This window comes from Megasphaera paucivorans (assembly GCF_900103535.1).
Taxonomy (GTDB): domain Bacteria; phylum Bacillota; class Negativicutes; order Veillonellales; family Megasphaeraceae; genus Megasphaera_A; species Megasphaera_A paucivorans.
The window spans coordinates 1-24,299 of the sequence record NZ_FNHQ01000027.1; the positions used below are offsets into that span (position 1 = coordinate 1).

A 24,299-nucleotide genomic window follows, 5' to 3' on the forward strand; every position below is an offset into this window, starting at 1 on the left:
CCGACAACCCCGTTCGCACCCAGCATCCCGATAGAAAAATCAGCAATATGCATAGATCCGCCTTTTCCTTTACAATATCCCGTGGATTTGCCATACAATTCAGCCATCATTTTTTTTACGTCTGCGCCCTTGGCAATACAATGGCCATGACCGCGATGGTTACTTTCGATATAATCTTTATCGGTTAAATTTTCACATACACCGACACCACTGGCTTCTTCACCAATATACAAGTGTGTAAAGCCTGGCAATTCACCGGCCAGGAAAATTTCTTCGACCTTAGATTCGTAAGCGCGGATGAGCGACATTTTGCGATACGCATCTTTTAATAAATCTTTGTCATACATACTATCAGCTCCTTTTTTTATTTGCCCAATAATAATGCAAAAAGCGTGCCTATTTTACATTGTTGTATAATTTAAAAAAAGTAATACTGACTATAACTTTTGATTAACGCTTGTTTTTTTAGGAAAATGAACATTTCAAAATTTTTTTCTTTATGTTAAATTAAACGTTTTACTATTTTAACATTTACAGTTATAAACAAAAAAAAATACTGATCAGAAACTAAACACATATATTTTTCTGAACAATGACGTTCATATTCTATACATATTTTTTCTTATAGAACAATAAGTATATGCTATTTACTGTTTTTATTTTAAATGTCGTACTTCGTTTTGTATCATTTGCGACAATCTCGAACACTTTTATATATAATGTGCAAAAGCATCATATGTACACATCATTATTTAATTAAGGTAAATGCCCTTCATTTCCAGAAGGGCATTTACTGCATACTAGGTAATATATTAAATTTTTAAAATAAAATACGAAATAATGTAATATGTATCATTTTATACTATTTTTTTATATTTTACAAATAAAACACTTTTTTATAACAAGAAAAAAGTTGACATTCCGCGGTTGATAAAATAAAGTATCTTTGATCAGAATCCTGCCTCGCCTAATCAAAATATATTAAATCGTTTTATTGAAAAGCATGTATTCACAGAAAAATGATCTCTATTATTTTTTTAACTTGTTAATCCTTTTAATTTTGTTATACTTTTACTAAAGGATAATTAAAAAAGGAGCTGCACATGTATAGAGACCCTACTGTATCCATCGAACAAAAACAAAAGCAAACACTGTCTCAATCCTTATCTATGGCTATTAAACTAACAGAATTGAACGGTACCGATATATTATCCTATCTGCAAAATGAAGCACTAGATAATCCATTGATTGAAATTATAGTACCTGAAACTTACCAAAATTCATTAGATGCTCCTTATGATTCGTATAATACCGATTTTCCATCATCTGGTAAATCGGCGACAACGGTTATTGAAGCTACGTACTCCAAGCAATGTGAATCTTTATATGATCACTTAAAAAAACAACTAAGCTATGAAAAAAATATTGCAGAACCTGTAAAAGCACTTACGAAATACTTGATTTCCCAATTAGATGAAAGTGGTTTCCTACGCATTGATGTAGATACGCTGACCAAAACGCTGCATATTCCGCTACCATTGATGCAAGATGCCATTGCGCTTCTGCAGTCTTTAGATCCCGCCGGCATCGGAGCTCGAACACTTATCGAATGTTATCTTTTACAATTAAGCCGTCTCAACAAAAAACCGGGGCGCTTAGAAGAAATTTTACAAAAATACGGGGACGAGTTATTACATAAACGGCTATCAAAAATAACGGCAGCCACACAAATTTCTCCAAAAGAATTATATGCTATGCTGCGGTTTATCCACAAGCTTTCGCCAGCTCCCGGAAAATTGTTCAATAATGAGACAACAATTTGTGTATACCCCGATTTATTTCTGACATTTGAAGAAAATCGCCCTACTTTACGGTATGCAGACGAAACAATCCCAGGTGTTCGTTTTCTCCAAGAAGATTACAATAAATATGAAGTAATGGCAGGAGATGTCCGTGATTTCGCCAGACAACGTTTGTCTCACTACAAATTCATACACAGAGCGTTGGAAATGCGTAAGCGGACATTGCTCTCTGTTGGTACTTTCATCGTCACGCAGCAATTGGATTATTTTATATATGGGTTACCTTTAAAACCTTTATCTTTAAAACACATTGCAAATGCTTGTCACATTAGTATTTCCACTGCCAGCCGTACCGTAAAAAGCAAATATATACATACAAATAAAGGGGTCTATAGTCTTGGTTTCTTTTTAAGCCGGGAATTTACGGGAAAAAAAGAAACCGCTCTTTTATCCGTTTTTCAGATTAAGCAATTACTAACCGATATCTTGAGCAAAGAAGATCATGAACATCCTTACTCAGATTACCAGTTAGAAAAAATTTTTCAAGCACTGCATATTCCCATTGCACGAAGAACCCTGACAAAATATCGTCGTGCGCTGAATGTTCCTGATTCACGGTATCGCAAACATCAAACGTAATTATTTCGAAGGAGAATTTACATGATTAAATATATTATTCGTTCCTGCATTACAGATTATAAAAACACCACAGACAAGCTTGTCCGTGAAAAATATAGTATTTTAAGTGGTATTTTAGGTATTATTTGCAATTTATTTTTATTTGTCAGCAAATTTCTCGTAGGTATATCTATTAATAGCATTGCTATCATCTCCGATGCATTCAATAACTTGAGTGATATGGGTTCATCGTCTATTATTATTATCAGTGCCAAACTAAGCAATAAACCACCCGATAAAGAACATCCGTTCGGACATGGACGATTTGAATATTTAGCTTCTCTGACCATCGGCATTATTATCATGGTCGTCGGTTATCAATTAATCAACGCCTCTGTCCATAAATTTTTTGACCCAGAACCCCTTACTTTCAATTATTGGAGCCTCTGCATATTACTAGTATCTATCGCAATTAAAGGATGGATGTATTGCTATAACAATTATATCGGCAGCGCTATCCAATCCAGTGTCAACGAGGCTACTGCTTCCGACAGTATCAATGATGTGATTGCTACCACTGGCGTCCTCATTACAACGATTATCCAACTATATACAACATTGCCGGTCGATGCCCTTGCCGGTACTGCCATTGGCTTACTGATTCTGTATACCGGTTTTGCAATTGTCAAAAAAACCGTAAATATTTTATTGGGAAAAGCAGCTTCTCCTGAGTTGACAGAAGCAATCCGCTCCTGTGTCATGAATGGGAAATATATCGTAGGTACCCATGATTTAAAAATACACGACTACGGGCCGGGCCGTATTTTTGCTTCGATTCACGCAGAGGTACCGGATACCTCTAACCTAGTAGAAGTTCACGCCATTTTAGATGAATTAGAAGAAGAGCTTTCTGATAAATTTCAAATCGATATCAATATACACATGGATCCATTATGTACAGATCTAAAAATCATTACTCGCGTACGTCACATTTTGGATCTTATTATTCAAAAGGAATATCCCTGCTATCATACAGATCATTTACGAATCACCTACGGAAAAGCCCGTCTTAATGTTATTTGTGATTTACACATTCCCCCTACAGAAATGACAGAAGAACAAATGATAGAAATACGAAAAAACATCAATACTGCTATTATTGCATTTAATCCTCGTTATCGTGTCGTAATTGCTAAATTTATCCCAGAAGACATTCCCTCGAAAAAACTTTTGATTGATTAATCTGTAATAAAAAGAAACTTATACATAAAAAGGCGGTGGCAGAAAGTATACTCTTTCCGCCACCGCCTCTTTATGTATAGATTATTTACAAAATTCAGAAAATAGCGCTGCGCACAAATCTTATCCAATCCTCACTCCAAAACAAGTGCTTGAGCCCCTATAATGGATTGCAGCTGGTAATGTAGTTCATCACTAATTTGCACCCAATACCTTTCATCCGTTCGAATGGTTCGACGGCTCCCCATCAAATGAAAATATACAGGTACCGTGCCTGGATGCTGCTGTAAAATGTCAGCAATAGTACTGCTAATATCAGATTTCTCTAAATGCGCAGGTATTTTGATGAACAGTTTATTTCCTTGTCCCGATTTCCAACCCGTATCCATATACTCCTTTTGGACAGCAGATATGTTCCCTGCTCTGGGTTGGCTTTGATCCAGCAATTTCAATTCTTCCGCTAATATTTGTATTGTATCATCATTAATATCAGCTCTGCCTGATATCGCAACAGCCATATCAGGCATCGTTAACGCGGCATAAAGGGCATATGTTTTGGGAAAAACGACAACGGTAAGAGGATGTGTATAATCTTCAATCGTAAGAATCGCCATTTGGTCATTTCGTTTTGTCGTAACCTGCTTCTTTGCCGTTATTAATCCTCCAACATGTACAACTTTGCCGTCATAATCCCGATTCCCTTCACCAAATAATGCAGCTATAGGTGTTAAGGTATCCATAATTTTTTTGTATTTATTTAATGGATGCCCGCTAAAATAAAATCCATCATACTCTTTTTCCATGGCAAGCCGCATTTCAATAGGATACTCTTCTATCGCAGGATAGTTAAGCTCTACTACCGATTCTTCCCCCATATCAAAAAGTCCCATCTGCCCCGAAGCATGATCTTTCTGATTCAAAGATCCCAACGAAATAGCCTGATCGGCAACAGCCATAAGTTGTGATCTTTTATATCCAAAAGAATCCATCGCACCGCATTTAATAAGACTTTCCACTGCTCTCTTATTAACGACATGAAAATCGACACGACTGCAAAAATCAGCCAAGGATACAAAAGGTCCTTCCTGATTACGTGCCTTAACAATCACATCAATAGCATTTTCTCCAAGATTCTTAATACCTGCCAACCCAAATCTGACACCCTTTCCCTGGACGGAAAACATAGATCCGCTGGCATTAACATCCGGTGATAATACAGGTACTTCGTGGTGACGGCATTCGCTGACATAATAGCTTATTTTATTCATATCATTGATCATACTGGTCATGGTAGCTGCCATGAATTCCGGTCTGAAATGAGCCTTTAAATATGCGGTCTGCCACGCTACATAAGCATAAGCAGCACTATGCGACTTATTGAAGCCATATCCGGCAAAATATACCATAAGATCAAAAACCTGGTTTGCTATATCATCAGATATATTATTTTGTCTCGTACCAGACAAAAAGTTTTCCCGCTGTGCTTTCAATACGCTTTCTTTCTTTTTGCCCATAGCCCGGCGCAAAAGATCCGCTTGTCCCAACGTAAAGCCACCCATAACAGAAGCAATCTGCATGACTTGTTCCTGATACAGGATAACACCATAGGTATCTTTTAAGATAGGTTCCAGCAAAGGATGCAGATAGGTAATCTGCCGTTCTCCGTGACTGGCCCGGATAAAATCATCTACCATTCCACTGCCCAAGGGACCGGGTCTATATAGTGCAACCAAAGGAATCATATCTTCAAAATGGCGGGGCCGTAATTCTTTAACCAGATTAGTAATGCCACTGGATTCCATCTGGAATACCCCAGCCGTATCCCCTTCAGTAAGAAGCCGACATGTCTCTAAATCGTCCAGCGGGATATGATTAACATCAATATCGATACCACGATTCTGCTTAATAAGTTTGATGGCATCCCCAATAACCGTCAATGTACGCAGCCCCAGAAAGTCCATTTTCAGCAATCCTAATTCTTCAACCAAATCCTTATCAAACTGTGTCGTCAAATATCCTTCTTTAGAATACTGCAGAGGAACATAATCATCCACCGGCGCTGCTGAAATAACTACACCGGCAGCATGTGTCGAAGAATGACGCACTAACCCTTCCAACGCTTTTCCATAATCAACAAGCCGATGTACAACTGCTTCTGTATCATATTCTTTTTTAAAGTCCTTATTTGTTTTTAATGCTTTATCAAGAGTAATGCCCAATTCATTCGGTATCATTTTCACAATACGGTTAACTTCATTTAACGGAATCGCTAGTACCCGTCCTACATCGCGCAATACAGCTTTAGCCGCCAGTGTTCCGAAAGTAATAATTTGAGCTACATGATCCTTGCCATATTTGTAAGTAACATAGTCAATTATTTTACTGCGGTTTTCATAACAAAAATCCATATCAATATCGGGCATAGATATCCGTTCAGGGTTAAGAAACCGTTCAAAAAGCAAATCATACTTCAATGGATCCAGCCCGGTAATACCCAGCAAATATGCCACAACAGAACCTGCTGCACTGCCTCTCCCAGGCCCTACCGGAATTTTATGATCACGGGCAAACTTCACATAATCCCATACAATAAGAAAATAAGAAGGAAATCCCATTTTTTCAATAACGTCTAATTCATACTCCAGGCGTTTTTGAACTTCATCGGTTACTGGATCATATTTTTTTGGCAAAGCCTGTCGGCAAAGCTTACGCAAATACGTAACATCTGTTTCTCCCTCAGGTACAGGAAACTTTGGCAAATGTCTTTCATCAAAGTTAATCTCCACATTACATTTATTGGCAATCTCCAAGGTGGTTTCCAATGCCTCCGGCATGTCCGGAAATAACGCTGCCATTTCATCGCCGCTCTTCATGTAAAATTCATCATTAGAAAAGCGAAAATGCGTCGGATCATCGAGCGTACTTGCCGTAGAAATACAAAGTTTTACCTCCTGAGCCGCTGCATCACTTCTGTCCAAATAATGGAAGTCATTTGTTGCAACAAGCTTCAGTCCATATTCTCCTGCCCATTCTTTAAAAAGTTTACGTACTTCTCCTTCTTCCGGTAATCCATGATTTTGTACTTCTAAATAAAAATCGTCTTTACCAAAAATACGCACTAGATTTTCTAACGATTTTCGTGCGCCTGCTTCATTTCGGTTTAAAATATCCTGCTGAATGTGGCCTTCAATACAGGCACTCATCGCAATTAATCCGTCGTGATATTGTTCCAAAAGATCATAGTCTACCCGCGGCCGATGATAATTATTTTCCCCATCCACAAATCCCTTAGATACAATTTTCACTAAATTATGGTATCCTTGTAAATTTTTAGCCAATAAAACCAAATGACAAAGACGTTCCTTGGTTTTTTGTTCAAAACGGCTTCCACGTGTCATGTATACTTCACAGCCCAAAATGGGTTTAATTCCCTGCGCCCGGGCTTCTTTATATAAATAGATAACGCCATACATATTACCGTGATCCGTAATAGCAATTGCCGGCATATTCATTGCCGCCGCCTTGCTTACCATATCAGGAATACGGCAGAGTCCGTCAAACAGGCTATATTGTGTATGATTATGTAAGTGAACAAACGGTCTCATTCTATTTCTCCTTTTTCTGCAATGGTATCATATGTATTGTACCATATTCAGTATGCTTCTGTTTCTTTAATTTTTACAAATAAACAAAAAACTCCTTTTCCCCATCATAGGAAAAGGAGTTTACGTAATCCCTCCATAAACTATTTACGTACTCTTACTGGTTGATTTATGCTTTTTATTTTAATAATCTAAATGATATAGAACGAACACTAAATCAAATGCATTATAATATCATTTGATCTAATCGTTTTCCCCCAGGAACCATAGGCAGGACATCTTCATCCTTTGCTATCTTTATATCGACAACAGTTGGACCGGTATGCTCCATCGCCTGAAAAACAACAGAATCCAGTTCTTTCGGTTTTACAGCAGTAAATCCGGGTACCCCCATCGCTGCTGCTAAGCTGGGAATATGTGTTTCATCGTTGAACACGGAACACGAACATCGATGGTCATAGAAAAAACGCTGCCATTGATTCACCATCCCCAGCACATGATTATGTAAAATAAAGACTTTTACATCTATACCATATCGTGCCATAGTTGCAAATTCTTGACAATTCATCATAATGCTGCCATCCCCAGAAAAAAGAAGTACTGTCGCATGAGGGCATCCAATTTTTGCACCTATAGCCGCAGGAAGTCCATACCCCATAGTACCCAATCCACCAGACGTAATAAAGTGCCGCGGTTTTTCCACATCATAAAATTGGGCCGTCCACATCTGATGCTGCCCTACATCCGTTACAACAATGGCATCTTTATCTGCATACTTCCGGATAACCTCAAATATCTGCTGCGGCGTAATTTCATGAAGCCTTTTCCGTGATGCAAAGGGATGGGACTTTTTCATATTCTCCGTATGCCGGCGCCACAAAGCAAATCGTCTCCCATAATCAATACCTGAATTTTCCAACTTGTCCGCAAATCGCAATAAAGAACATCGCAAATCATCTTGTACACTGATGTTTGCATGAATGATTTTATTAATTTCATTTTTATCGATATCAAAATGAACAATACGAGCATGCGGAGCAAAATTCTTCACATCCCCGGTAACCCGATCATCAAACCGCGCCCCCACAGCTAACAATACATCACATTCCATAACTGCCATATTAGCAGCATAGGAACCATGCATTCCTACCATGCCCAAATGCAGATCTGAACTATCAGCCATAGCACCTTTTCCCATTAAAGTAGTAACTACGGGAATTTTTATATACCCCACAATCCGACGCAGTAACTCTGACGTATCAGAAAGAATAATTCCTCCACCCGTCAAAATAACAGGTTTAGACGCATGCTGTAATACCTTGATTACTGCATCCAAATCTGCCTCTTGTCTTGATTGCAGTTCTTGTTTTTCTTGTTTTTCTTGTTTTTCCGTAAATTCATATTCCATTGTCGCATCAAAAATATCTTTGGGTACATCAACAAGAACTGGTCCCGGACGACCTGATGCGGCAATTTGAAATGCTTCCTCCAAAATATTCGGCAGTTCTTTAACTTGCTTAACCAAATAATTCCGCTTGGTTATTGGCTTGGTTATTTGAGAAACATCAGCCTCTTGGAAAGAATCCCGGCCGATTAAGGAAGTCGCTACCTGCCCGCTAATAATAACCAGCGGTACGGAATCCATATTGGCAGTAGCAATACCTGTTACCATATTACAAATGCCGGGACCGGAAGTCGCAAAACAAACGCCTGTTTTTCCCGTAGCTCGCGCATACCCATCAGCAGCATGTACTGCACCTTGTTCATGCCCTGTCAAAATATGAGGAAAGTGAAGCTTATACAACTCATCATATAAAGTAAGTACCGATCCTCCTGGGTAACCAAAAACAACATCAACATGTTCTCGCTTTAGACTCTCCATAATTATCTGCGCACCATTAAAAATCATGTTCCCCACCTGTCTCCCATTATATTGTTTGTCAGTTTTAGAGCCTAAAGTTAAATAAAAAAAATCCGTCCCTATAAAAGGGACGGATAATAATTCCGCGATACCACCCTGATTCCTGCCGCATCACTGCCGACAGGCGCTCTACAACGTACCAACATACGCGTTTCCTGTAACGTGGAAATACCGTAGACACTTAATCGAAATTCAGCATCTCTCTTCAGGGAGGATTTTCATCAACCTGTAAACACCGATTCGCACCACCCACCGGTTCTCTGCAGTTTAACTGAGTCAATTACTCGTTCCCATCATCAGATTTTTACTATGCTTCTTCAAAAAGAAGTTTTATATATTATATTAAACTAAACACGGTCTGTCAAATAATATTTTGTAATAATTGATACAATTCATAAAAGAATAAAAATAGACAGCAAAAAACCGGAGGCATAGTAACTACAACTCCGGTTCATGTTATCTGGTCGGAACGGCGAGATTTGAACTCGCGACCTCTTCCACCCCAAGGAAGCGCGCTACCAAGCTGCGCCACGTCCCGTTATCAGCATTAACAGTTTACCTGATATTCAGGTATTTGTCAAATAAAATATAATTATTATTTACTTTTTACCATTTCACAAAAAATAGTATATATCAATGTTTCTCTTAATAACTATAATATACCCTCATATAATCTCAATCCTTTGAAATATTAACAGCAATAACTACTGATAAATCATACGTATTGCATTAATCTCATACAAGCAACCGCCGTTGCTTTCATAAAAAGCAGGACACTCCATAGTTTAAGTGCCCTGCTTAAATATATTATCGATTACAGACATACAACATAATTTTTTTATACAATTAATCTTCTCTGTCTTTCCGGCTGTTAAAAAATGGTAATGCTACTTCCGGGAAAAGCGCATAGCTCAAAACATCCTCCGCTGAAGCATTGGGGAACCCTTCATCACTCAAATCTTTTCTTGCTTTATCCATTTCTGGTTTCAAATCATCAGCAGGTCGATGATCAATGACCGGTTCATCTCCAATAACCATTTTTCGAAATTCGTCAGAAATTTTCCCGGGAACACGACCATACTTCCCGCGAACAATATCTCGAACTTCATTGGAAATCATCTTATATCGGCCATACATGACATTAAGAGCAGCTGCTGAACCGGTAATCTGACTAGTCGGCGTAACCAGCGGCGGATACCCTAAATCACGGCGAACATTTGGCATTTCCGTTAATACCTGATCAAAGAGGTCTTCCTGTCCCTGATTTTTCAGCTGATTGAACAGGTTTGTCAACATGCCTCCGGGAATTTGATACTTACGAACTGCCGGATTAATTTGACCGGGCATAGTAAGTTTAAACTCATCGCCCAATTCTTTTCGAACTTTTTTAAAATGATCTGTTAATGGCCATAATTTTTCAATATCAATATCCGTATCATAAATACTGTTTTCAAGTGCCATTACCATAGTCTCTGTAGCCGGTTGGCTTGTAACTTCACCAAAAGGTGATAATGCGGTATCAATAATATCAACGCCGGCTTCAATTGCCTTCATACAGGTCATCTCACCAAACCCACAAGTACAATGGGTGTGCAGTTCAATAGGAATTGTAAGATGTTTTTTTAACATGCGCACCAAGCTGTATGCATCATAAGGAGACAATAATCCTGACATATCCTTGATACACAGCGAATCAACTCCCATATCCTGCAATTCCTTCGCCCCTTGGGTAAAACTTTCCATCGTATGAATAGGACTTATAGTATATACTATAGCGCCTTGAACATGTACTTTCGTATTTTTTGCCGCTTTGATTGTCGCTTCCATATTACGTGAATCATTAAGTGCATCAAACACCCGAATGATATCAATGCCGTTATCCACAGCTCGATTAACAAATTCATAAACCACATCATCAGCATAATGTCGATATCCCAATACGTTTTGTCCACGTAAAAGCATCTGAAGCGGAGTTTTTTTTACATATTTTTTAATTGTCCGAAGCCGTTCCCACGGATCTTCATCAAGAAACCGCATACAAGTATCGAACGTAGCGCCACCCCAGCATTCAATTGCATTATATCCTATTTCATCCATCGCTTCCAAAACCGGGAGCATCTGATTCAACCGCATCCGCGTAGCCGCTATAGACTGATGTCCGTCACGAAGTACCGTTTCTGTGATTTTAACCTTTGCCATGTTATATCCTCCATCTGAATTACATTGTACATTTTCACATCCAACGATACCGCAGCATACGTGCTGTCCCCGTTGAAGTTTATCACTCATTATTCTAAAACCAACTATTAGTATTAGGTCTTAATTACAGTGCACTACTGTGTATTATATCATAAAATTTCATCATATACACTAAAAAACAACTATGCTTTCATAATCTATATAGGTAAAACGACCAAGCATATCCAGAGCTTTTTATCTCTTTCATATCTTGGCCGTATAAATTCCATATGCTGCATTGTCTCCCCATGCTGATCAAATAATCCATCTGTTTCTTATTGCCAATAATACAAGCACGACCGCCCTTATTCTGCAATGCAAAATACTTTCTTTATCATCATTTGATGATAAATCCCTTCTAAAACAATATTCCCTGTTTCATTTTTACAGCAGCCATTCACTTCTCCTATATAAAACTGCTCAGTTTCTTTTATATCATTCAATATCACAGTTGCAGTGATTATATTACCCAGATATACCGGTAAAGGAAATCGTACCTGCTTATCTATAAGCACGGCACCTTCTCCTGGCAGCTGTCTTGTCATAACAGTAGAAATAAAGCTTTCTAAAAGAATTTCATGAACAACCGGGCCTTTAAAATCATAATAAGACGCAAAATTTTCATCTACATAGACTTTTCCATAATTGCCAGCTAACTTAGAAAAATTGGTAATATCACTGATAGTAAATTTTTTTACCATAGATACACTTTCACCAATGTGCAATAATTTTTTCTGCCGAATCAAAGAAGCCTCTTCCATCTGCTTTAAATAAACCACGACCTTAACAAAGTCATTCTGTGAATATAGAATAAATTTCTTTTTCACAGCAATTAATTCTTCCGCTGCCGCACAGCAGGTAACACAACCGCAAACAATTAGCCATACATCACACACTTTATCCTCCAGTGTGTGATAAACAAATGTATGTTGCGGAAATTGGTTTATCAGTTTTGTAACTTCGTTAACCCGATCATAATGACTATTGCAGCCACCGCAATATTTTATACCAATTTTCATAAAACTCTTCTTTCTGTTTGTCATAGATTAAGTATGTTTTGTCATTAATGCTTTTGCCTGCATTAATAAATCATCACTGACTCCGGTAATCAAGATAACGTCTTTTATTTCGGGAAAATGTTCTTTCACTTTTGCCGAGATGATTTCTTCTGTTGTCAATGAAGCCGATGGACAGCCACTGCACTGTCCCGTCAAGCGAATACGTAAAATATTGTCTGTGTAATCATTAATAATAATATCTCCATTATGTTTAGCCAAAATAGGCCGAATTTCGTTTTCCAAAAGACTTTCAATGTCTTGCATTGTTATATTCGACATGTTCTCACATCCTTTTAATATTTATATCGATTTGCATGTTATATCCTTCTATAAAGTAAAATCCGCACCATGCTCGTGCCTGCTCATAATTTTACAGTATAATACTAATTTTGAAAAGTCTGTTTCAACAAGAAATATATCTCAAAAATGTATCAACACTTCTCATATATTTCCTGTCTGCCATCGGGATAACACAAAATTACGAAAAGTCTCCATAATAGGAAGCATATTGGCATGTCTGTAAACAGCCATAAAAAGATATCGCTTATCTAACGGATTGGCAATAGGAATACGATCCAGATTATAATATTTTAACGTATAGAAATCAGGAATAATAGCTACGCCATACCCCGAAGAAACAAGGCCGGCCATTGCATTATCCTCTTCAATATGACACACGACTTCCGGATGAGAATCTGCTTCATTCATAATATGCGTTACCATCTCGTATAATCCACTGTTTTTACTAAAAGAAATAAAAGGATAGGGTTCAAGCTCTTTTAAAGAAACAGATCCTCGATTACTTAACGGATGTCCTTTAGGAACAGCAACTACCAATTCTTCCTCTGATATAGGATAAAATATAATATCTGGCTCATCTTCTACATAAGAACAAAATGCCACATCCATTTTTTCATCCTTTAGATCTTTGACCATCTGTGACGTCGTACCTTGCTTAAAATCAAAAGTAATTCCTTTATGCTGCGGAATCGCCTGAAATTGCGTAATGAGTTCGGGTACAAACGTATACCCCATGGTATAAATAAATCCCAGTATGATCCGCCCATGGTCCGGACGTGTGTAAGCCTGCATAATACTTGTCCCTTTATCTAATTCCTGAAGAGAACGTTTAACATAGGGAAGAAACATGCGGCCATACTTGTTTAAATATATGTTTCTCCCCTTTTTTTCAAAAAGCCTTAATCCTAATTCACCTTCCATATCGCGAATTGCTCTATTCAAACTGGGTTCAGTAATATACAACGATTCAGCAGCTCGGCGATAATGTTCTGTCTCTGCTAGTTTTACAAAATATTGCAGTTGTTTTAAATTCATGTTTACTCCTTCCTTTAACTTTTTACAACAATTTATAGTAAATCGCTGCCAAATGATAGCTTGTAACTAATAATTCAGCATTATATAGCTATCATTTTCCACTTATATATCCTCCTTCTTATTTTTATTTACATTCCAGTATCCGTTCTCTTTCAATTGCTATAATGCAAGATATTCATTGCTATTTACTATCCTTGTTCTACACGATTGCCAAAAAAAATTATTACTAAATGTATGATGTGTTTCTTCTATTTTATCATTTTTGATAGAAAAATTAAACGTTTTTAGTAAAAATAAGGAAATAGTACTATCAATTATTTTCTCGTATAATGTAATTGTAACCAAATGTTATGTTTTTCACATACATCTCTTTCATACTACAAGGAGGAATTCGATTCATGAATCAAAAATATCCACATATATTTGAACCCTTGACCATATTGCGCACGACCTTTAAAAACCGCGTAATTATGCCGCCAATGGGATCAAACTTTGCAACATTCAGCGGCGAAGTGTCTGAAGAAATGAAAAATTACTACGGTCTTCGTGCCCGCGGCGGTACTGCTTTAATAACCGTAGAAAATGCTTGCATCGACTATCCGCTCGCTACAAATGGTACAAAGCAATTACGAATCGACAACAAACAATTTATCCCGGGACTGTTTGAATTAACAGAACGGATTCATAAATACGGAGCACTCGCCTCTATTCAGTTGAACCACGCCGGAGCTTCGGCTTATCCAGAACGGTTAAACGGCTTGCAATCTGTATCCTCATCTTCTGTCCCTTCTAAAGAAGGAAATCCGGCTCCGCGTCCATTAACTAAACAAGAAATACTTGCTATTGTGCAAAAATACGCGGAAGCGGCTGAACGAGCCATAGCTGCCGGCTTCGATATGGTGGAAATTCACGGAGGTCATTCCTATCTGCTCGACCAATTTCTTTCTCCTTTGTATAATAAACGCACCGATGAATTTGGAGGAAATGCTGAGAATCGTGCCCGGTTTGCCCGCCTCGTCGTAGAAGCCGTCCGCAGCAAAGTAGGTCGCTGGGTCCCCATTTCCTTCCGCGTTTCTGCTGATGAATTCATCGACGGAGGAAATACTCTCGACGATACCATCGCATGCTTAGCCTCTATTGTCTCTGCCGGGGTAGATATTATCAACGTATCTGCTGCTGTCAATGATTCTATTCAATACCAAATCGATAAATGCGATCTGCCGGATGGCTGGAGAGCTTATCTTTCTGAAGCTATCAAGAAGGAATTCCATACACCCGTTATTATTTCCGGTAATATCCGCAATCCCAAAATCGCAGAAGAAATTATTGCTTCGAAAAAAGCCGATTTTCTAGCAATCGGCCGCGGCCTTATTGCCGATCCGGATTGGGTTCGTAAAGTACAATTCGGCAAAGAAGACTGTATTCGCCAATGCATTTGCTGCAATATCGGCTGCGCTGATCACCGCATTGCAAAATCTAAACCTATCCGTTGTACGGTAAATCCTGATGTAATAAACGGCGAAGCCTACAAGAAAAATAAAGTTACCCGGGATATTCATGTCGTCGTTGTCGGCGGCGGGACCTCCGGACTGGAAACAGCTTGTACCGCTGCAGAAGTCGGTTGCCGTGTAACGCTGTTGGAACGAAACAGTGAACTTGGCGGCATGGCTCGTAAAATTGCTCGTTTCCCGGAAAAAAGCCGCATCGAAGATTTTCCGGCATATCTTGAAAAAAGAGCTGCCCGTCTTAAAAATCTTACAATCAAATTAAATACGGAAGCAACACCGGATATGATTGAAAAATTAGCCCCGGATATTCTGTACAATGCGACAGGTTCCAAGTCGATGACCCCACCAATTGAAGGCCTTCTCGAATATACAGACGCAAAGGACAGCAACATTACTTCTATTACAAATTTCATGGAAAACATTCCATATTTTGAAAAGATCGCCGAAGGTAAAAAAGTTGTCATCATCGGTGCCGGTGCTGTCGGTTTAGATGTTATGGAATTTTTTGCGCTTCGCAAGGCAGATGTCCAAGTCATTGAAATGATGCCTTCTGTCGGCAAGGATTGTGATATTGTAACAAAGTCTACGCTGAAAAATCTTTTCAAACAGCACGATAACATTGATATGCATCTGTCTACTGCTTTAAAAAAAGTTTGCCCCGATAAATTTATTGCTGAACATGATGGAAAGATGGAAGAGTATCCTTTTGATCTCGGGTTTATCTGCATGGGTCTTGTCCCGGACTTGCCGGATGTAACTGCATTTGAAACCTATGCTCGAAAAAACAATATTCCTTATTATAATATAGGCAACAGTAATAAAACCGGTCAAATTATTCACGGCACCGAAGCCGGACGCAATGTAGTCAATGTAATCGATATGATTGGCGGGTTTGAAGACTAGTTAAATCTATTTTTTACCGCGGTTGGTTTATTCCAATCACGGTAAAAAATTATATATCCACAGCATATATCTTTGTCAATGCTAGTGAAAAATAGTACAATTAATGTATTCTATATGTATGGTAATAACCGCATATCGGCGGTTTAATATACAAAATTTTAAAGTTCTTATGTATACATTTTAAGGAGGAATTTATTATGGGTAAAATTGCAATTACAGAACGTGTAACAGGACATACCGAATTGATTGGGTTGATCGCATATCCAATTCGTCACAGTATGTCTCCGACAATGCACAATGAAGCATTCAAAAAATTAGGGCTGGATTATGTATATGTCTGCTTTGAAGTGGATAACTCCACCTTAAAAGATACAGTACAGGGATTGCGTGCTATGAAAGTACGCGGATGGAATGTTTCCATGCCGAACAAAGTTGCCATTACGCAATATCTTGACAAATTATCCCCTGTTTCCCAAATTGTCGGTGCCTGCAACACGGTTGTAAATGACGACGGCATCTTAACTGGGACGATCACAGACGGTACAGGTGCGATGCATTCTCTCTCCGAAGAAGGAGTTGACTATGTTGGCAAAAAAATGACTGTCATTGGTGCCGGCGGTGCTGCGACAGCAATTGAAGTACAGGCAGCTCTTGACGGTGTCCGTGAATTGACTATTTTCAATGTAAAAGATAAATTTTTTGAAAATGCCCAGGAAACAGTAAAAAAACTCCGCGAACGTACAAACTGCATAGTAAATCTTTATGATTTAGCCGATCACGCTAAATTAAAGGAAGAGTTAGACAGCAGTGATATTTACATAGACGCTACTTCCTGCGGTATGAAACCGCTGGAAAATGTGGTTGCCATCCCCGATAAGAGTTATCTGCATAAAGGACTTGTCGTTATGGATACCGTATACGCTCCGAGAGAAACAGAATTGATGAGATGGGCCAGCGAAGTGGGCTGCCATACCTTTAACGGCTTAGGCATGATGCTTTGGCAAGGAGCTGCGGCCTTTAAACTTTGGACTGGAAAAGAAATGCCTACAGACTACATTAAAGATATTTTATTCTAATGACAGACTATGACCAATTCAACTAAAAAGGAGAAACCATAATGAATCAATCATATCGCCCGTTATCTTTCAGCCTGTATTTAAACTATTTTGTTCACGGCATCGGTGTCATTATACTTGCTCAAAACATGGATGCACTGGCTGCTCGCTGGGGCAGCATCGCCGACGTTGCCTGGGTTATTTCCATGCTTGGCATCGGCCGCTTAATCGTCCTTTTTGTTTCTGGTAAATTATCGGATAAATATGGCCGCAAGCCGTTTATACTTTTAGGGATAGTTACATACATTTCTTTCTTCATTGGTATATTAATGAGTCCCACCTCGACAATTGCCTGTATTTTTGGTATTTTGGCAGGTATCGCTAATTCATTTTTAGATGCCGGTACCTATCCTGCCTTGATTGAAGCATATCCAGATAGTGCTTCTACCGCAACGGTTCTTTTAAAAGCCTTTATTTCTGCCGGTCAATTTTTACTTCCTTTGTTTATCGGATTCCTTATCAGCACCGGTGCCTGGTACGGCTGGTCTTTTATCATTGCAGCGGCTATCCTTCTTATCAATCTGCCACTCATCATGAAATACTCTTTCCCATCGATGAATCCGGTTAAGGAAGCAAAAGAAGAAGGTACGTCCACAAAGCTGGCAAGCTGGATCCCAAAATCAAAATGGTATTTGGAAGGTATCTGCTTTGTTATTTACGGATATATTTCTCAAGCTACGTTTTATTTGATCAGCCAATGGCTCACAAAATACGGTGCTTCCGTTGCCCAGATGACAGATATTGCTTCTCGTGCCCTGATGAGTTATTATAGTATTGGTTCTTTATGCTGTGTGTTTTTCACCGCATTTATTACAAAAAAGGGCATCCGTCCTATTACGCTTCTCGTTGTCTATACGTTCATTTCTACCATATCGATTTCCGGTCTGTACTTCATACCGTCCGGCTCTCTTGCTCCGATACTCTCCTTTATAGTAGGTTTCTCGGCTGCCGGCGGAGTTATGCAGCTTGGTCTTGTAATGATGACTGAAATGTTCCCAAAAGGCAAAGGAACCATGACGGGTGTATTCTATACAACAGGCAGTATCGCCTCTTTCACTATTCCCGTTATTACTGGATATATGGCAGACAGCGGTATTAACAGCATTATGGGACTTGATGCAGCCATCGCTTTAGCCGGTTTTGTTGTCGCCTGTATCATCTATATCCGCTATAATAGTGTTATGAAAGAAAAACCAGCAGAAAATCAAATTGCTGCTTAACTTCAAATATTGTGTTTTACAATCATCCCGGAGGTCAGAATGATTAAAATTGGTAATGTTACACTAGATAATGGTATTCCTAAAATCTGCGTCCCTATTGTAGGCCGCACCGTAGACGAATTACAACAGGAATGCAGATATCTGCAAGATAAAATTTATGATGTCGTTGAATTGCGCATTGATTTTCTAAAAACAGTAACCGATTTGAATTCGGTCAACGAAGCTATCACAGCCGTCCGTAACGAACTGCCCAACAGCGCGATCCTTTTTACCTTCCGTACAAAGGATGAAGGCGGTGAAACGGCCGTACCAGAATCATTCTACTTTGAATTGATTCAGTACGCCATTCAGTCCGGCAAAATCAATGCCGTCGATGTAGAATACTTCCGCAATCCCGATAGTATTCAATCGATTATTGCTCTTGCAAAAAAAGCAGGTGTAACTGTCATCATGAGTAATCATGATTTTGATAAGACACCCTCTTTCGACGAAATAACAACACGTCTCATCGGTATGAAAAAGCTAGGTGCTGATGTTGCAAAATTAGCTTGTATGCCTAAGTCTGCGAAAGATGTATTGACGCTGCTCAGTGCTACAGAAGCTGTAAAATCGCAGTACCCTGATGAACCCCTCATTACGATGTCCATGGGTAAGCTGGGCGCAATCAGCCGCATCAGCGGTGAAATATTTGGTTCTGCCTTAACATTTGGTTCTGCAAAAAAAGCGTCTGCTCCCGGTCAGTTGGAAGTAACGACACTGCAGCAAATTCTGCGGGCTCTCCACTAAATATGCACAAAAGCTCGTATTGACCGGATGCAATATTTTCCGGTCGTACGAGTTTTTTTATAATGAAGAATGAGGTACATCTATGTATTATTATTTTTTCCACGACACGTATACAGATATTTTCGAGAAAGAAAAGCGTCCCCATCTGACAAGGCTCTCCCATAGCTATGATAATCCTACGTGGTCAGCGAATTATCATGTCCATCGAGATGAAATAGAACTCGCCTATGTGGAATCCGGAATAGCCAATTATTCTTTGGATATCGAAAATTTCACGGTACATGAAGGTGATATCATCGCAATCGAACCCGGGGTACTACACGGTTTGGCTTCAGATTATAACCAACCGGCCAGCATCTGGTCTATTGGGATATCAAACTTTAAGCTGAAAAATCAAAAGCATGCGGTAACACTCTTACCGGAAAATGGAGTTCCTATATTGAACGTCAATCAAGAAAAACACCTTATTTTTTCACTAATAAATGAAATACATGAGCAACATCAGCATCACACTAATACCAGTATGTTTCTGTGTAACCAATTGGCTGAAACGTTAGTTGCCTTATACAGTCAGTATTTCGAACATTGCCGCATTCATGAGTATCCGAAAAATCATTCCTTCGCTCGTGATATTATGATTTACATTAATTTCCACTATGCTCAAAAAATTTCTTTAGAAAGCTTAGCCTCCCGTTTCCACATGAGTGAAGACCATATCAGTCATGAATTTAAAAACGTATATGGTGTCTCTCCTATCAATTATACTATTGATCGCCGTATATGCGAAGCAAAATGGCTATTAATTAATACCATTGATTCTCTTTCAGTCATTGCACAACAAATCGGATATGAAAATGTCAATTATTTTACTAATCTTTTTACACGCCGCATCGGTATGACTCCGACATCGTTTCGTTATACCTATGGTACACATAAAAATAAACGTTAGTTTCCAAAATCGGAAACTAACGTTTATTTTTATGTGTACCATTCTATTTTTTTGCAAACATATCTGCAAAAGCGCGAAGCCCCAATGTATAAACAGATTCGCCAAGCCCCATAATAATTCCTGTTGCCAAGGGAGAAATAACCGAATGATGACGGAACTCTTCCCGTTTATGCGTATTTGACATATGCAGCTCAATGATAGGGCATTCCAAAATAGCTAATGCATCTGCAATCCCATAACTATAATGTGTCCAAGCACCGGCATTCAACATGACTCCGTCATATTGTTCCTGATAAGCTTCGTGAATTTTATCTACAAATTCTCCTTCGCTATTTGTCTGGAAACTAGTTACCTGTATATCTAATTCCTTGCCAAGATTGTCCACCAGTTCATTAATTTCTCTCAAGGTAATCGTTCCATATTGCTTAGGATCCCGTTTACCAAACATATTATGATTTACTCCATGTAACAGCATTACTTTTTTCATCGTATTTTCCTCCCTTTATTTATCGCATTCAATCCACGGCTTTAAAGAAATTGCCTGCTGTATGACATCTGATTTTCCTCCAATAACTTCAATGTGAAGTCCATCAGGAAGCTGAATCCAATTATGTCCTTCCTGAAGCTCTGCAACTCCATATGCATACGCCTTTTCTAAAACTTCAATCACATTGTCTGTCATGATTCCCAAATGCTCTTCCCGACCTTCAGGCGAATGAAATTCTATAGTTTCATTTAATTGAATTCCCCCCCACAGCCATATCTTTCGTTTTGGGGCCTGACCCATGATTTTACGAACTTTCATTCCAAATACATCATCAAAAAATTGTACATACCAATCCATATTTTGTACTTTAATCGCGTTATGTTCCAACCAAGAATTCATTACTCTACCTCTTATTATTGCAAACTGGGCTCATATTGAAGAACATATTTTTCAATTCCCTTGACGCAGGCAACAAGTGTCTGATTCACGGGTGTCGGAATGCCGTATTTTTTCCCCCATTCAACAATCGATCCGTTAATGAAATCAATTTCTGTAGGCCGTTTCGACTCTATGCTCTGCAGCATAGACGTCTTGAAAGTCGGTGGCAATCCTTGACTTGCAGCAAACCAAGGGTATTGCGGATCCTCAGATTTCAACTTCACACCTGCTGCTTTTGCTACAGAAATAGCTTCGGCAATAGCAGCTTCGGCACAATCCTGAATAACAGGTTCTTCATAAAGAGGTCCATAGGGCAGCCGCGTAATTGCACATAATGCCCCCGCAGCAACATTAATAAGAAGTTTATCCCAAATAAGGCCTTTTATATTATCACTCACTTCACATAACAGTCCCGCTTTGTTGAATTCCTCGGCAATCCGCTGTATGCGTTCAGTCTTCTTGCCATCCAATTCCCCTATATATGTATATTTCCCTTTAACTCCGGCGCTGACATATCCCGGTCCGATGAGACGGCCGCCTACATACGTCTTGCCACTGACCACTTTATCTGCCCCTAGCACTTCAGCAATGGTTTCTTCATTTCCCAATCCATTCTGAAGAGACATAACAACCGTATCCGCTCCAATCAAATCGGAGGTCTTGACATTTTCAACAATTTTTTTTGTTTGAAAGGATTTCACCAATACAATGACTAAATCTACAGGACCAATCCCTTGCGGACTTGTACGAGCATCAATCGGTACAAACCAATCTTTTTTTTCGTCTGTGAGTTTTAACCCCATTTTTTGGATTGCTTCAACATGTTCCTGCCATGGATCGACAAAATAAACTTCTGCACCGCCTTGTGCAAGGGTTCCCCCAATAGTGCTTCCTAAAGCACCACAACCTAACATACATATCTTCATACAAACACTCCTTTCAAATTATTCGCATAATTTTCCTGCCCATTATATTATTTATCTTCTTCCAACGGAAAAAATTTCAATATATGTGTTGCCGCAACAACAATATCACCATGTTGATTAAAAATTTCCACTTTCGAAAAAGTCTTCATATTTGCTTCATCAATTTCAGAAACCGTATACACAGCTGTAATCGTATCTCCTATATAGACCGGTTTGATAAATCGGAGACGGTCATATCCGTACGAAGCGCTAGGAATCGGCGAATTAACTTTCTGCTGCAATAATGTTCCCGGTGTGCAACCTAATGCAAATACCAGGACTCCATGAGCAATTCGGGATTTATACATCGTATGTTTCATGAATTCTGCATTGAAATGCATTTGACTGAAATCACCAGTAATTCCACCGAATAAATAGACATCGGATTCGCTGATTGTTTTGGTGAAACTGTATGTATCTCCTACTTTTAATGGTACTTTGCATGTTTTACTTGTCATAAATGACCCTCCCTTATTTATATCCTTTATATAAATAGAATAAAAAATCAGCAATGCTTTATCATGAATTCCTGTCGGATACCCATGACTGCTTCACAAAAAATACGGGGATCCATTACCTTCACATGTTCTGCTATTTTCGGCACAAATCCCATTTTATCAATCACATCTCGCTGAACATCCATACCCGGAGCTGCTTCTATCAGAATCAGCCCATTTTTTCCCAATTTGAAAACAGCTCGTTCTGTGATAAAGAACACTTTTTTCCCTTGTTTCAACGCTTCCTGTCCGCTAAAGGTAATAGCAGAAAGTTGAGGCAGGAATTTTTCAAATTTCCCTTCTTGATCAATAGAAATCTGTCCATCTCCAACAGAAGTTTTCAATCCACCAGCACGTAATGTCCCACAAAAAATAATTTTTTTAGAACCCGCACAGATATCAACAAAACCGCCGGTACCAACAATCTTACCATTGAACTTATGAACATTGACATTGCCCATCTGATCCACTTCCGCAAAACTCAAATAAGCAACATCCAACCCCCCGCCTCCATAAAAATCAAATTGAGAGGGCATATCCATGAGCGCTTTCGCATTGATACTGGCTCCAAAATATATTCCTTGAGCGGTTGCCCCTCCTACAGGTCCTGTTTCGACGGTCAATGTAAATTCATCACCTATTCCTTCTTCCCGTGCCACTAATCCTATCCCATCAGCAATGCCTACTCCCACATTCCCTACATTACCCGGACTGATTTCCATCAAGGCTCGTCTTGCCACCACTTTGCGCTGGTTCAACGGCAGCGGAGTTATTTCGTCGTCTTCCTGTATATAATCACCGGAAAAAAATCGATCTGATCCATTGTAAAGTTGTCCTTGATCAGGATCTACCACAATGGCATCAATTAGATATCCCGGCAATTTCACTTGTTTCGGATGAATCGACCCTTTCTTGACCACTCGTTTTACCTGCACAATGACTAGTCCATTATTATTATGAACAGCTTGCGCCATGGCTAAGGTATCTAAAAACGCAATTTCGTCTTCCATCGAAACGTATCCTTCGGTGTCAGCCGTTGTCCCTCGTATCATACATACATCTATGGGTATAACCGGATAATAGATATATTCTTGGTTGTTGCAAACTACGATTTTTAACAATTTTTCTGTCGTACAAGTATTTAATCGTCCCCCTTGCATTCTGGGATCAATAAAAGTTCCAATACCAACTCGGCTGAGCATCCCCGGCTGACCAGCAGCCATTACACGCAATAGTTGACTCATCACCCCTTGAGGGAAGTTATATGCTTCAATTTCATTTTTTTCAGCCAACTCTGCCAACTTCGGTGATTGCGCCCAATGTCCCCCGTACACTCTTGATACCATTCCGGGTAAGGCTAGTGGTGACATACCTTGTTCTCCTCTGTCTCCCAGCCCCGTAGCATGCCAGAGTGTAAGATTTTTCGGAGCGCCTGTCTCCGCAAAACGGTCTCGCAGCGCCAATATACACTGTGTCGATTCACCAATTCCTCCCCCAGCACCGCAAAACCCGATACAACTTCCATCCTCTATGTAGGATACTGCTTCTGCTGCACTCAAGATAGGTACACGAGTTCCAATATGTTCCGGTCTCGCCATCATATATAGCCTCCTGTTTT

Annotated in this window: 19 protein-coding genes, 1 tRNA gene and 1 other annotated feature; of the genes, 7 read left to right on the forward strand and 13 right to left on the reverse strand. The window is 39.2% G+C overall.

The features are described 5' to 3' along the window. Positions 1 to 347, reverse strand: a 347-nt coding sequence (locus tag BLR11_RS10715; RefSeq protein WP_245675143.1) for a thiamine pyrophosphate-dependent enzyme, incomplete at its 3' end; no start/stop codon positions are given. A 756-nt stretch (positions 348 to 1,103) separates the two neighbouring features. Between BLR11_RS10715 and rpoN the strand changes: the two genes are divergently transcribed. Next, a complete protein-coding gene (gene rpoN / locus BLR11_RS10720) occupies positions 1,104 to 2,441 on the forward strand; it encodes an RNA polymerase factor sigma-54 (protein ID WP_091651855.1) in 1,338 nt (445 codons plus the stop codon). 21 nt (positions 2,442 to 2,462) lie between these two features. Beyond that, positions 2,463 to 3,662 carry a cation diffusion facilitator family transporter gene (locus BLR11_RS10725; RefSeq protein ID WP_091651858.1) on the forward strand — a complete coding sequence of 400 codons (1,200 nt, stop codon included), beginning with the start codon at positions 2,463 to 2,465 and terminating at the stop codon, positions 3,660 to 3,662. Between the two features lie 131 nt (positions 3,663 to 3,793). Here BLR11_RS10725 and BLR11_RS10730 read toward each other — a convergent pair whose 3' ends face one another. The 7 genes from BLR11_RS10730 to BLR11_RS10760 form a co-directional block, all read right to left on the reverse strand. Next, positions 3,794 to 7,264 (reverse strand): DNA polymerase III subunit alpha, encoded by a 3,471-nt coding sequence (locus BLR11_RS10730; protein WP_091651861.1) that lies wholly within the window; start codon positions 7,262 to 7,264, stop codon positions 3,794 to 3,796. 223 nt (positions 7,265 to 7,487) lie between these two features. Further along, positions 7,488 to 9,170, reverse strand: coding sequence for a biosynthetic-type acetolactate synthase large subunit (gene ilvB / locus BLR11_RS10735; protein WP_091651863.1), 1,683 nt, complete (start codon positions 9,168 to 9,170; stop codon positions 7,488 to 7,490). Positions 9,171 to 9,245: 75 nt separating this feature from the next. After that, positions 9,246 to 9,488, reverse strand: a binding site (T-box leader). A 155-nt stretch (positions 9,489 to 9,643) separates the two neighbouring features. Next, positions 9,644 to 9,720: transfer RNA gene (locus BLR11_RS10740), tRNA-Pro, on the reverse strand. Between the two features lie 308 nt (positions 9,721 to 10,028). Next, positions 10,029 to 11,381: a pyruvate carboxylase subunit B gene (locus tag BLR11_RS10745; RefSeq protein ID WP_091651866.1), complete on the reverse strand. Its 1,353-nt coding sequence runs from the start codon at positions 11,379 to 11,381 to the stop codon at positions 10,029 to 10,031. Between the two features lie 344 nt (positions 11,382 to 11,725). After that, complete coding sequence (locus BLR11_RS10750) at positions 11,726 to 12,439, reverse strand: MaoC/PaaZ C-terminal domain-containing protein (RefSeq protein ID WP_176762963.1); 714 nt, start codon at positions 12,437 to 12,439, stop codon at positions 11,726 to 11,728. A gap of 27 nt (positions 12,440 to 12,466) precedes the next feature. Further along, positions 12,467 to 12,757: a NifU family protein gene (locus tag BLR11_RS10755; RefSeq protein ID WP_091651872.1), complete on the reverse strand. Its 291-nt coding sequence runs from the start codon at positions 12,755 to 12,757 to the stop codon at positions 12,467 to 12,469. Between the two features lie 162 nt (positions 12,758 to 12,919). After that, positions 12,920 to 13,813: a LysR family transcriptional regulator gene (locus BLR11_RS10760; RefSeq protein ID WP_091651875.1), complete on the reverse strand. Its 894-nt coding sequence runs from the start codon at positions 13,811 to 13,813 to the stop codon at positions 12,920 to 12,922. 398 nt (positions 13,814 to 14,211) lie between these two features. Here BLR11_RS10760 and BLR11_RS10765 point away from each other — a divergent pair, with 398 nt between their 5' ends. The 5 genes from BLR11_RS10765 (at position 14,212) to BLR11_RS10785 (ending at position 20,294) form a co-directional block, all read left to right on the forward strand. Continuing rightward, complete coding sequence (locus BLR11_RS10765; protein ID WP_091651877.1) at positions 14,212 to 16,224, forward strand: oxidoreductase; 2,013 nt, start codon at positions 14,212 to 14,214, stop codon at positions 16,222 to 16,224. A gap of 197 nt (positions 16,225 to 16,421) precedes the next feature. Beyond that, entirely contained in the window at positions 16,422 to 17,300 is an 879-nt protein-coding gene (locus BLR11_RS10770) for a shikimate dehydrogenase (RefSeq protein WP_091651879.1), read from the forward strand. Between the two features lie 41 nt (positions 17,301 to 17,341). Continuing rightward, entirely contained in the window at positions 17,342 to 18,559 is a 1,218-nt protein-coding gene (locus BLR11_RS10775) for an MFS transporter (RefSeq protein WP_091651882.1), read from the forward strand. A 39-nt stretch (positions 18,560 to 18,598) separates the two neighbouring features. Then, the gene (gene aroD / locus BLR11_RS10780) at positions 18,599 to 19,345 is read left to right on the forward strand and encodes a type I 3-dehydroquinate dehydratase (protein WP_091651885.1); all 747 of its coding nucleotides are present in this window, start codon (positions 18,599 to 18,601) and stop codon (positions 19,343 to 19,345) included. A gap of 82 nt (positions 19,346 to 19,427) precedes the next feature. Beyond that, positions 19,428 to 20,294: a helix-turn-helix domain-containing protein gene (locus tag BLR11_RS10785; protein ID WP_091651889.1), complete on the forward strand. Its 867-nt coding sequence runs from the start codon at positions 19,428 to 19,430 to the stop codon at positions 20,292 to 20,294. Positions 20,295 to 20,337: 43 nt separating this feature from the next. Here the strand turns inward: BLR11_RS10785 and aroQ are convergent, their stop codons facing one another. From aroQ to BLR11_RS10810, 5 genes are read right to left on the reverse strand one after another with little or no spacing between them, the layout of a single operon-like run. Next, positions 20,338 to 20,781, reverse strand: a complete 444-nt coding sequence (gene aroQ, locus BLR11_RS10790; protein WP_091651892.1) for a type II 3-dehydroquinate dehydratase — start codon at positions 20,779 to 20,781, stop codon at positions 20,338 to 20,340. A 15-nt stretch (positions 20,782 to 20,796) separates the two neighbouring features. Further along, a complete protein-coding gene (locus tag BLR11_RS10795; RefSeq protein WP_091651893.1) occupies positions 20,797 to 21,180 on the reverse strand; it encodes a VOC family protein in 384 nt (127 codons plus the stop codon). Between the two features lie 14 nt (positions 21,181 to 21,194). Beyond that, positions 21,195 to 22,145 carry a ketopantoate reductase family protein gene (locus BLR11_RS10800; RefSeq protein WP_091651895.1) on the reverse strand — a complete coding sequence of 317 codons (951 nt, stop codon included), beginning with the start codon at positions 22,143 to 22,145 and terminating at the stop codon, positions 21,195 to 21,197. A 47-nt stretch (positions 22,146 to 22,192) separates the two neighbouring features. Beyond that, the gene (locus BLR11_RS10805) at positions 22,193 to 22,642 is read right to left on the reverse strand and encodes a MaoC family dehydratase (RefSeq protein WP_091651898.1); all 450 of its coding nucleotides are present in this window, start codon (positions 22,640 to 22,642) and stop codon (positions 22,193 to 22,195) included. A gap of 47 nt (positions 22,643 to 22,689) precedes the next feature. Next, positions 22,690 to 24,282: an acyl CoA:acetate/3-ketoacid CoA transferase gene (locus BLR11_RS10810; RefSeq protein WP_218118786.1), complete on the reverse strand. Its 1,593-nt coding sequence runs from the start codon at positions 24,280 to 24,282 to the stop codon at positions 22,690 to 22,692. Between the last annotated feature and the right edge of the window lie 17 nt (positions 24,283 to 24,299).

Coding starts and splice junctions, on each gene's coding strand:
- BLR11_RS10745 (WP_091651866.1), bottom strand. CDS start 11,381: ATGGCAAAGGTTAAAATCACAGAAACGGTACTTCGTGACGGACATCAG.
- BLR11_RS10725 (WP_091651858.1), top strand. CDS start 2,463: ATGATTAAATATATTATTCGTTCCTGCATTACAGATTATAAAAACACC.
- BLR11_RS10800 (WP_091651895.1), bottom strand. CDS start 22,145: ATGAAGATATGTATGTTAGGTTGTGGTGCTTTAGGAAGCACTATTGGG.
- ilvB (WP_091651863.1), bottom strand. CDS start 9,170: ATGATTTTTAATGGTGCGCAGATAATTATGGAGAGTCTAAAGCGAGAA.
- BLR11_RS10765 (WP_091651877.1), top strand. CDS start 14,212: ATGAATCAAAAATATCCACATATATTTGAACCCTTGACCATATTGCGC.
- BLR11_RS10755 (WP_091651872.1), bottom strand. CDS start 12,757: ATGTCGAATATAACAATGCAAGACATTGAAAGTCTTTTGGAAAACGAA.
- rpoN (WP_091651855.1), top strand. CDS start 1,104: ATGTATAGAGACCCTACTGTATCCATCGAACAAAAACAAAAGCAAACA.
- aroQ (WP_091651892.1), bottom strand. CDS start 20,781: ATGAAAAAAGTAATGCTGTTACATGGAGTAAATCATAATATGTTTGGT.
- BLR11_RS10770 (WP_091651879.1), top strand. CDS start 16,422: ATGGGTAAAATTGCAATTACAGAACGTGTAACAGGACATACCGAATTG.
- BLR11_RS10805 (WP_091651898.1), bottom strand. CDS start 22,642: ATGACAAGTAAAACATGCAAAGTACCATTAAAAGTAGGAGATACATAC.
- BLR11_RS10730 (WP_091651861.1), bottom strand. CDS start 7,264: ATGAGACCGTTTGTTCACTTACATAATCATACACAATATAGCCTGTTT.
- aroD (WP_091651885.1), top strand. CDS start 18,599: ATGATTAAAATTGGTAATGTTACACTAGATAATGGTATTCCTAAAATC.
- BLR11_RS10810 (WP_218118786.1), bottom strand. CDS start 24,282: ATGATGGCGAGACCGGAACATATTGGAACTCGTGTACCTATCTTGAGT.
- BLR11_RS10795 (WP_091651893.1), bottom strand. CDS start 21,180: ATGAATTCTTGGTTGGAACATAACGCGATTAAAGTACAAAATATGGAT.
- BLR11_RS10775 (WP_091651882.1), top strand. CDS start 17,342: ATGAATCAATCATATCGCCCGTTATCTTTCAGCCTGTATTTAAACTAT.
- BLR11_RS10760 (WP_091651875.1), bottom strand. CDS start 13,813: ATGAATTTAAAACAACTGCAATATTTTGTAAAACTAGCAGAGACAGAA.
- BLR11_RS10785 (WP_091651889.1), top strand. CDS start 19,428: ATGTATTATTATTTTTTCCACGACACGTATACAGATATTTTCGAGAAA.
- BLR11_RS10750 (WP_176762963.1), bottom strand. CDS start 12,439: ATGAAAATTGGTATAAAATATTGCGGTGGCTGCAATAGTCATTATGAT.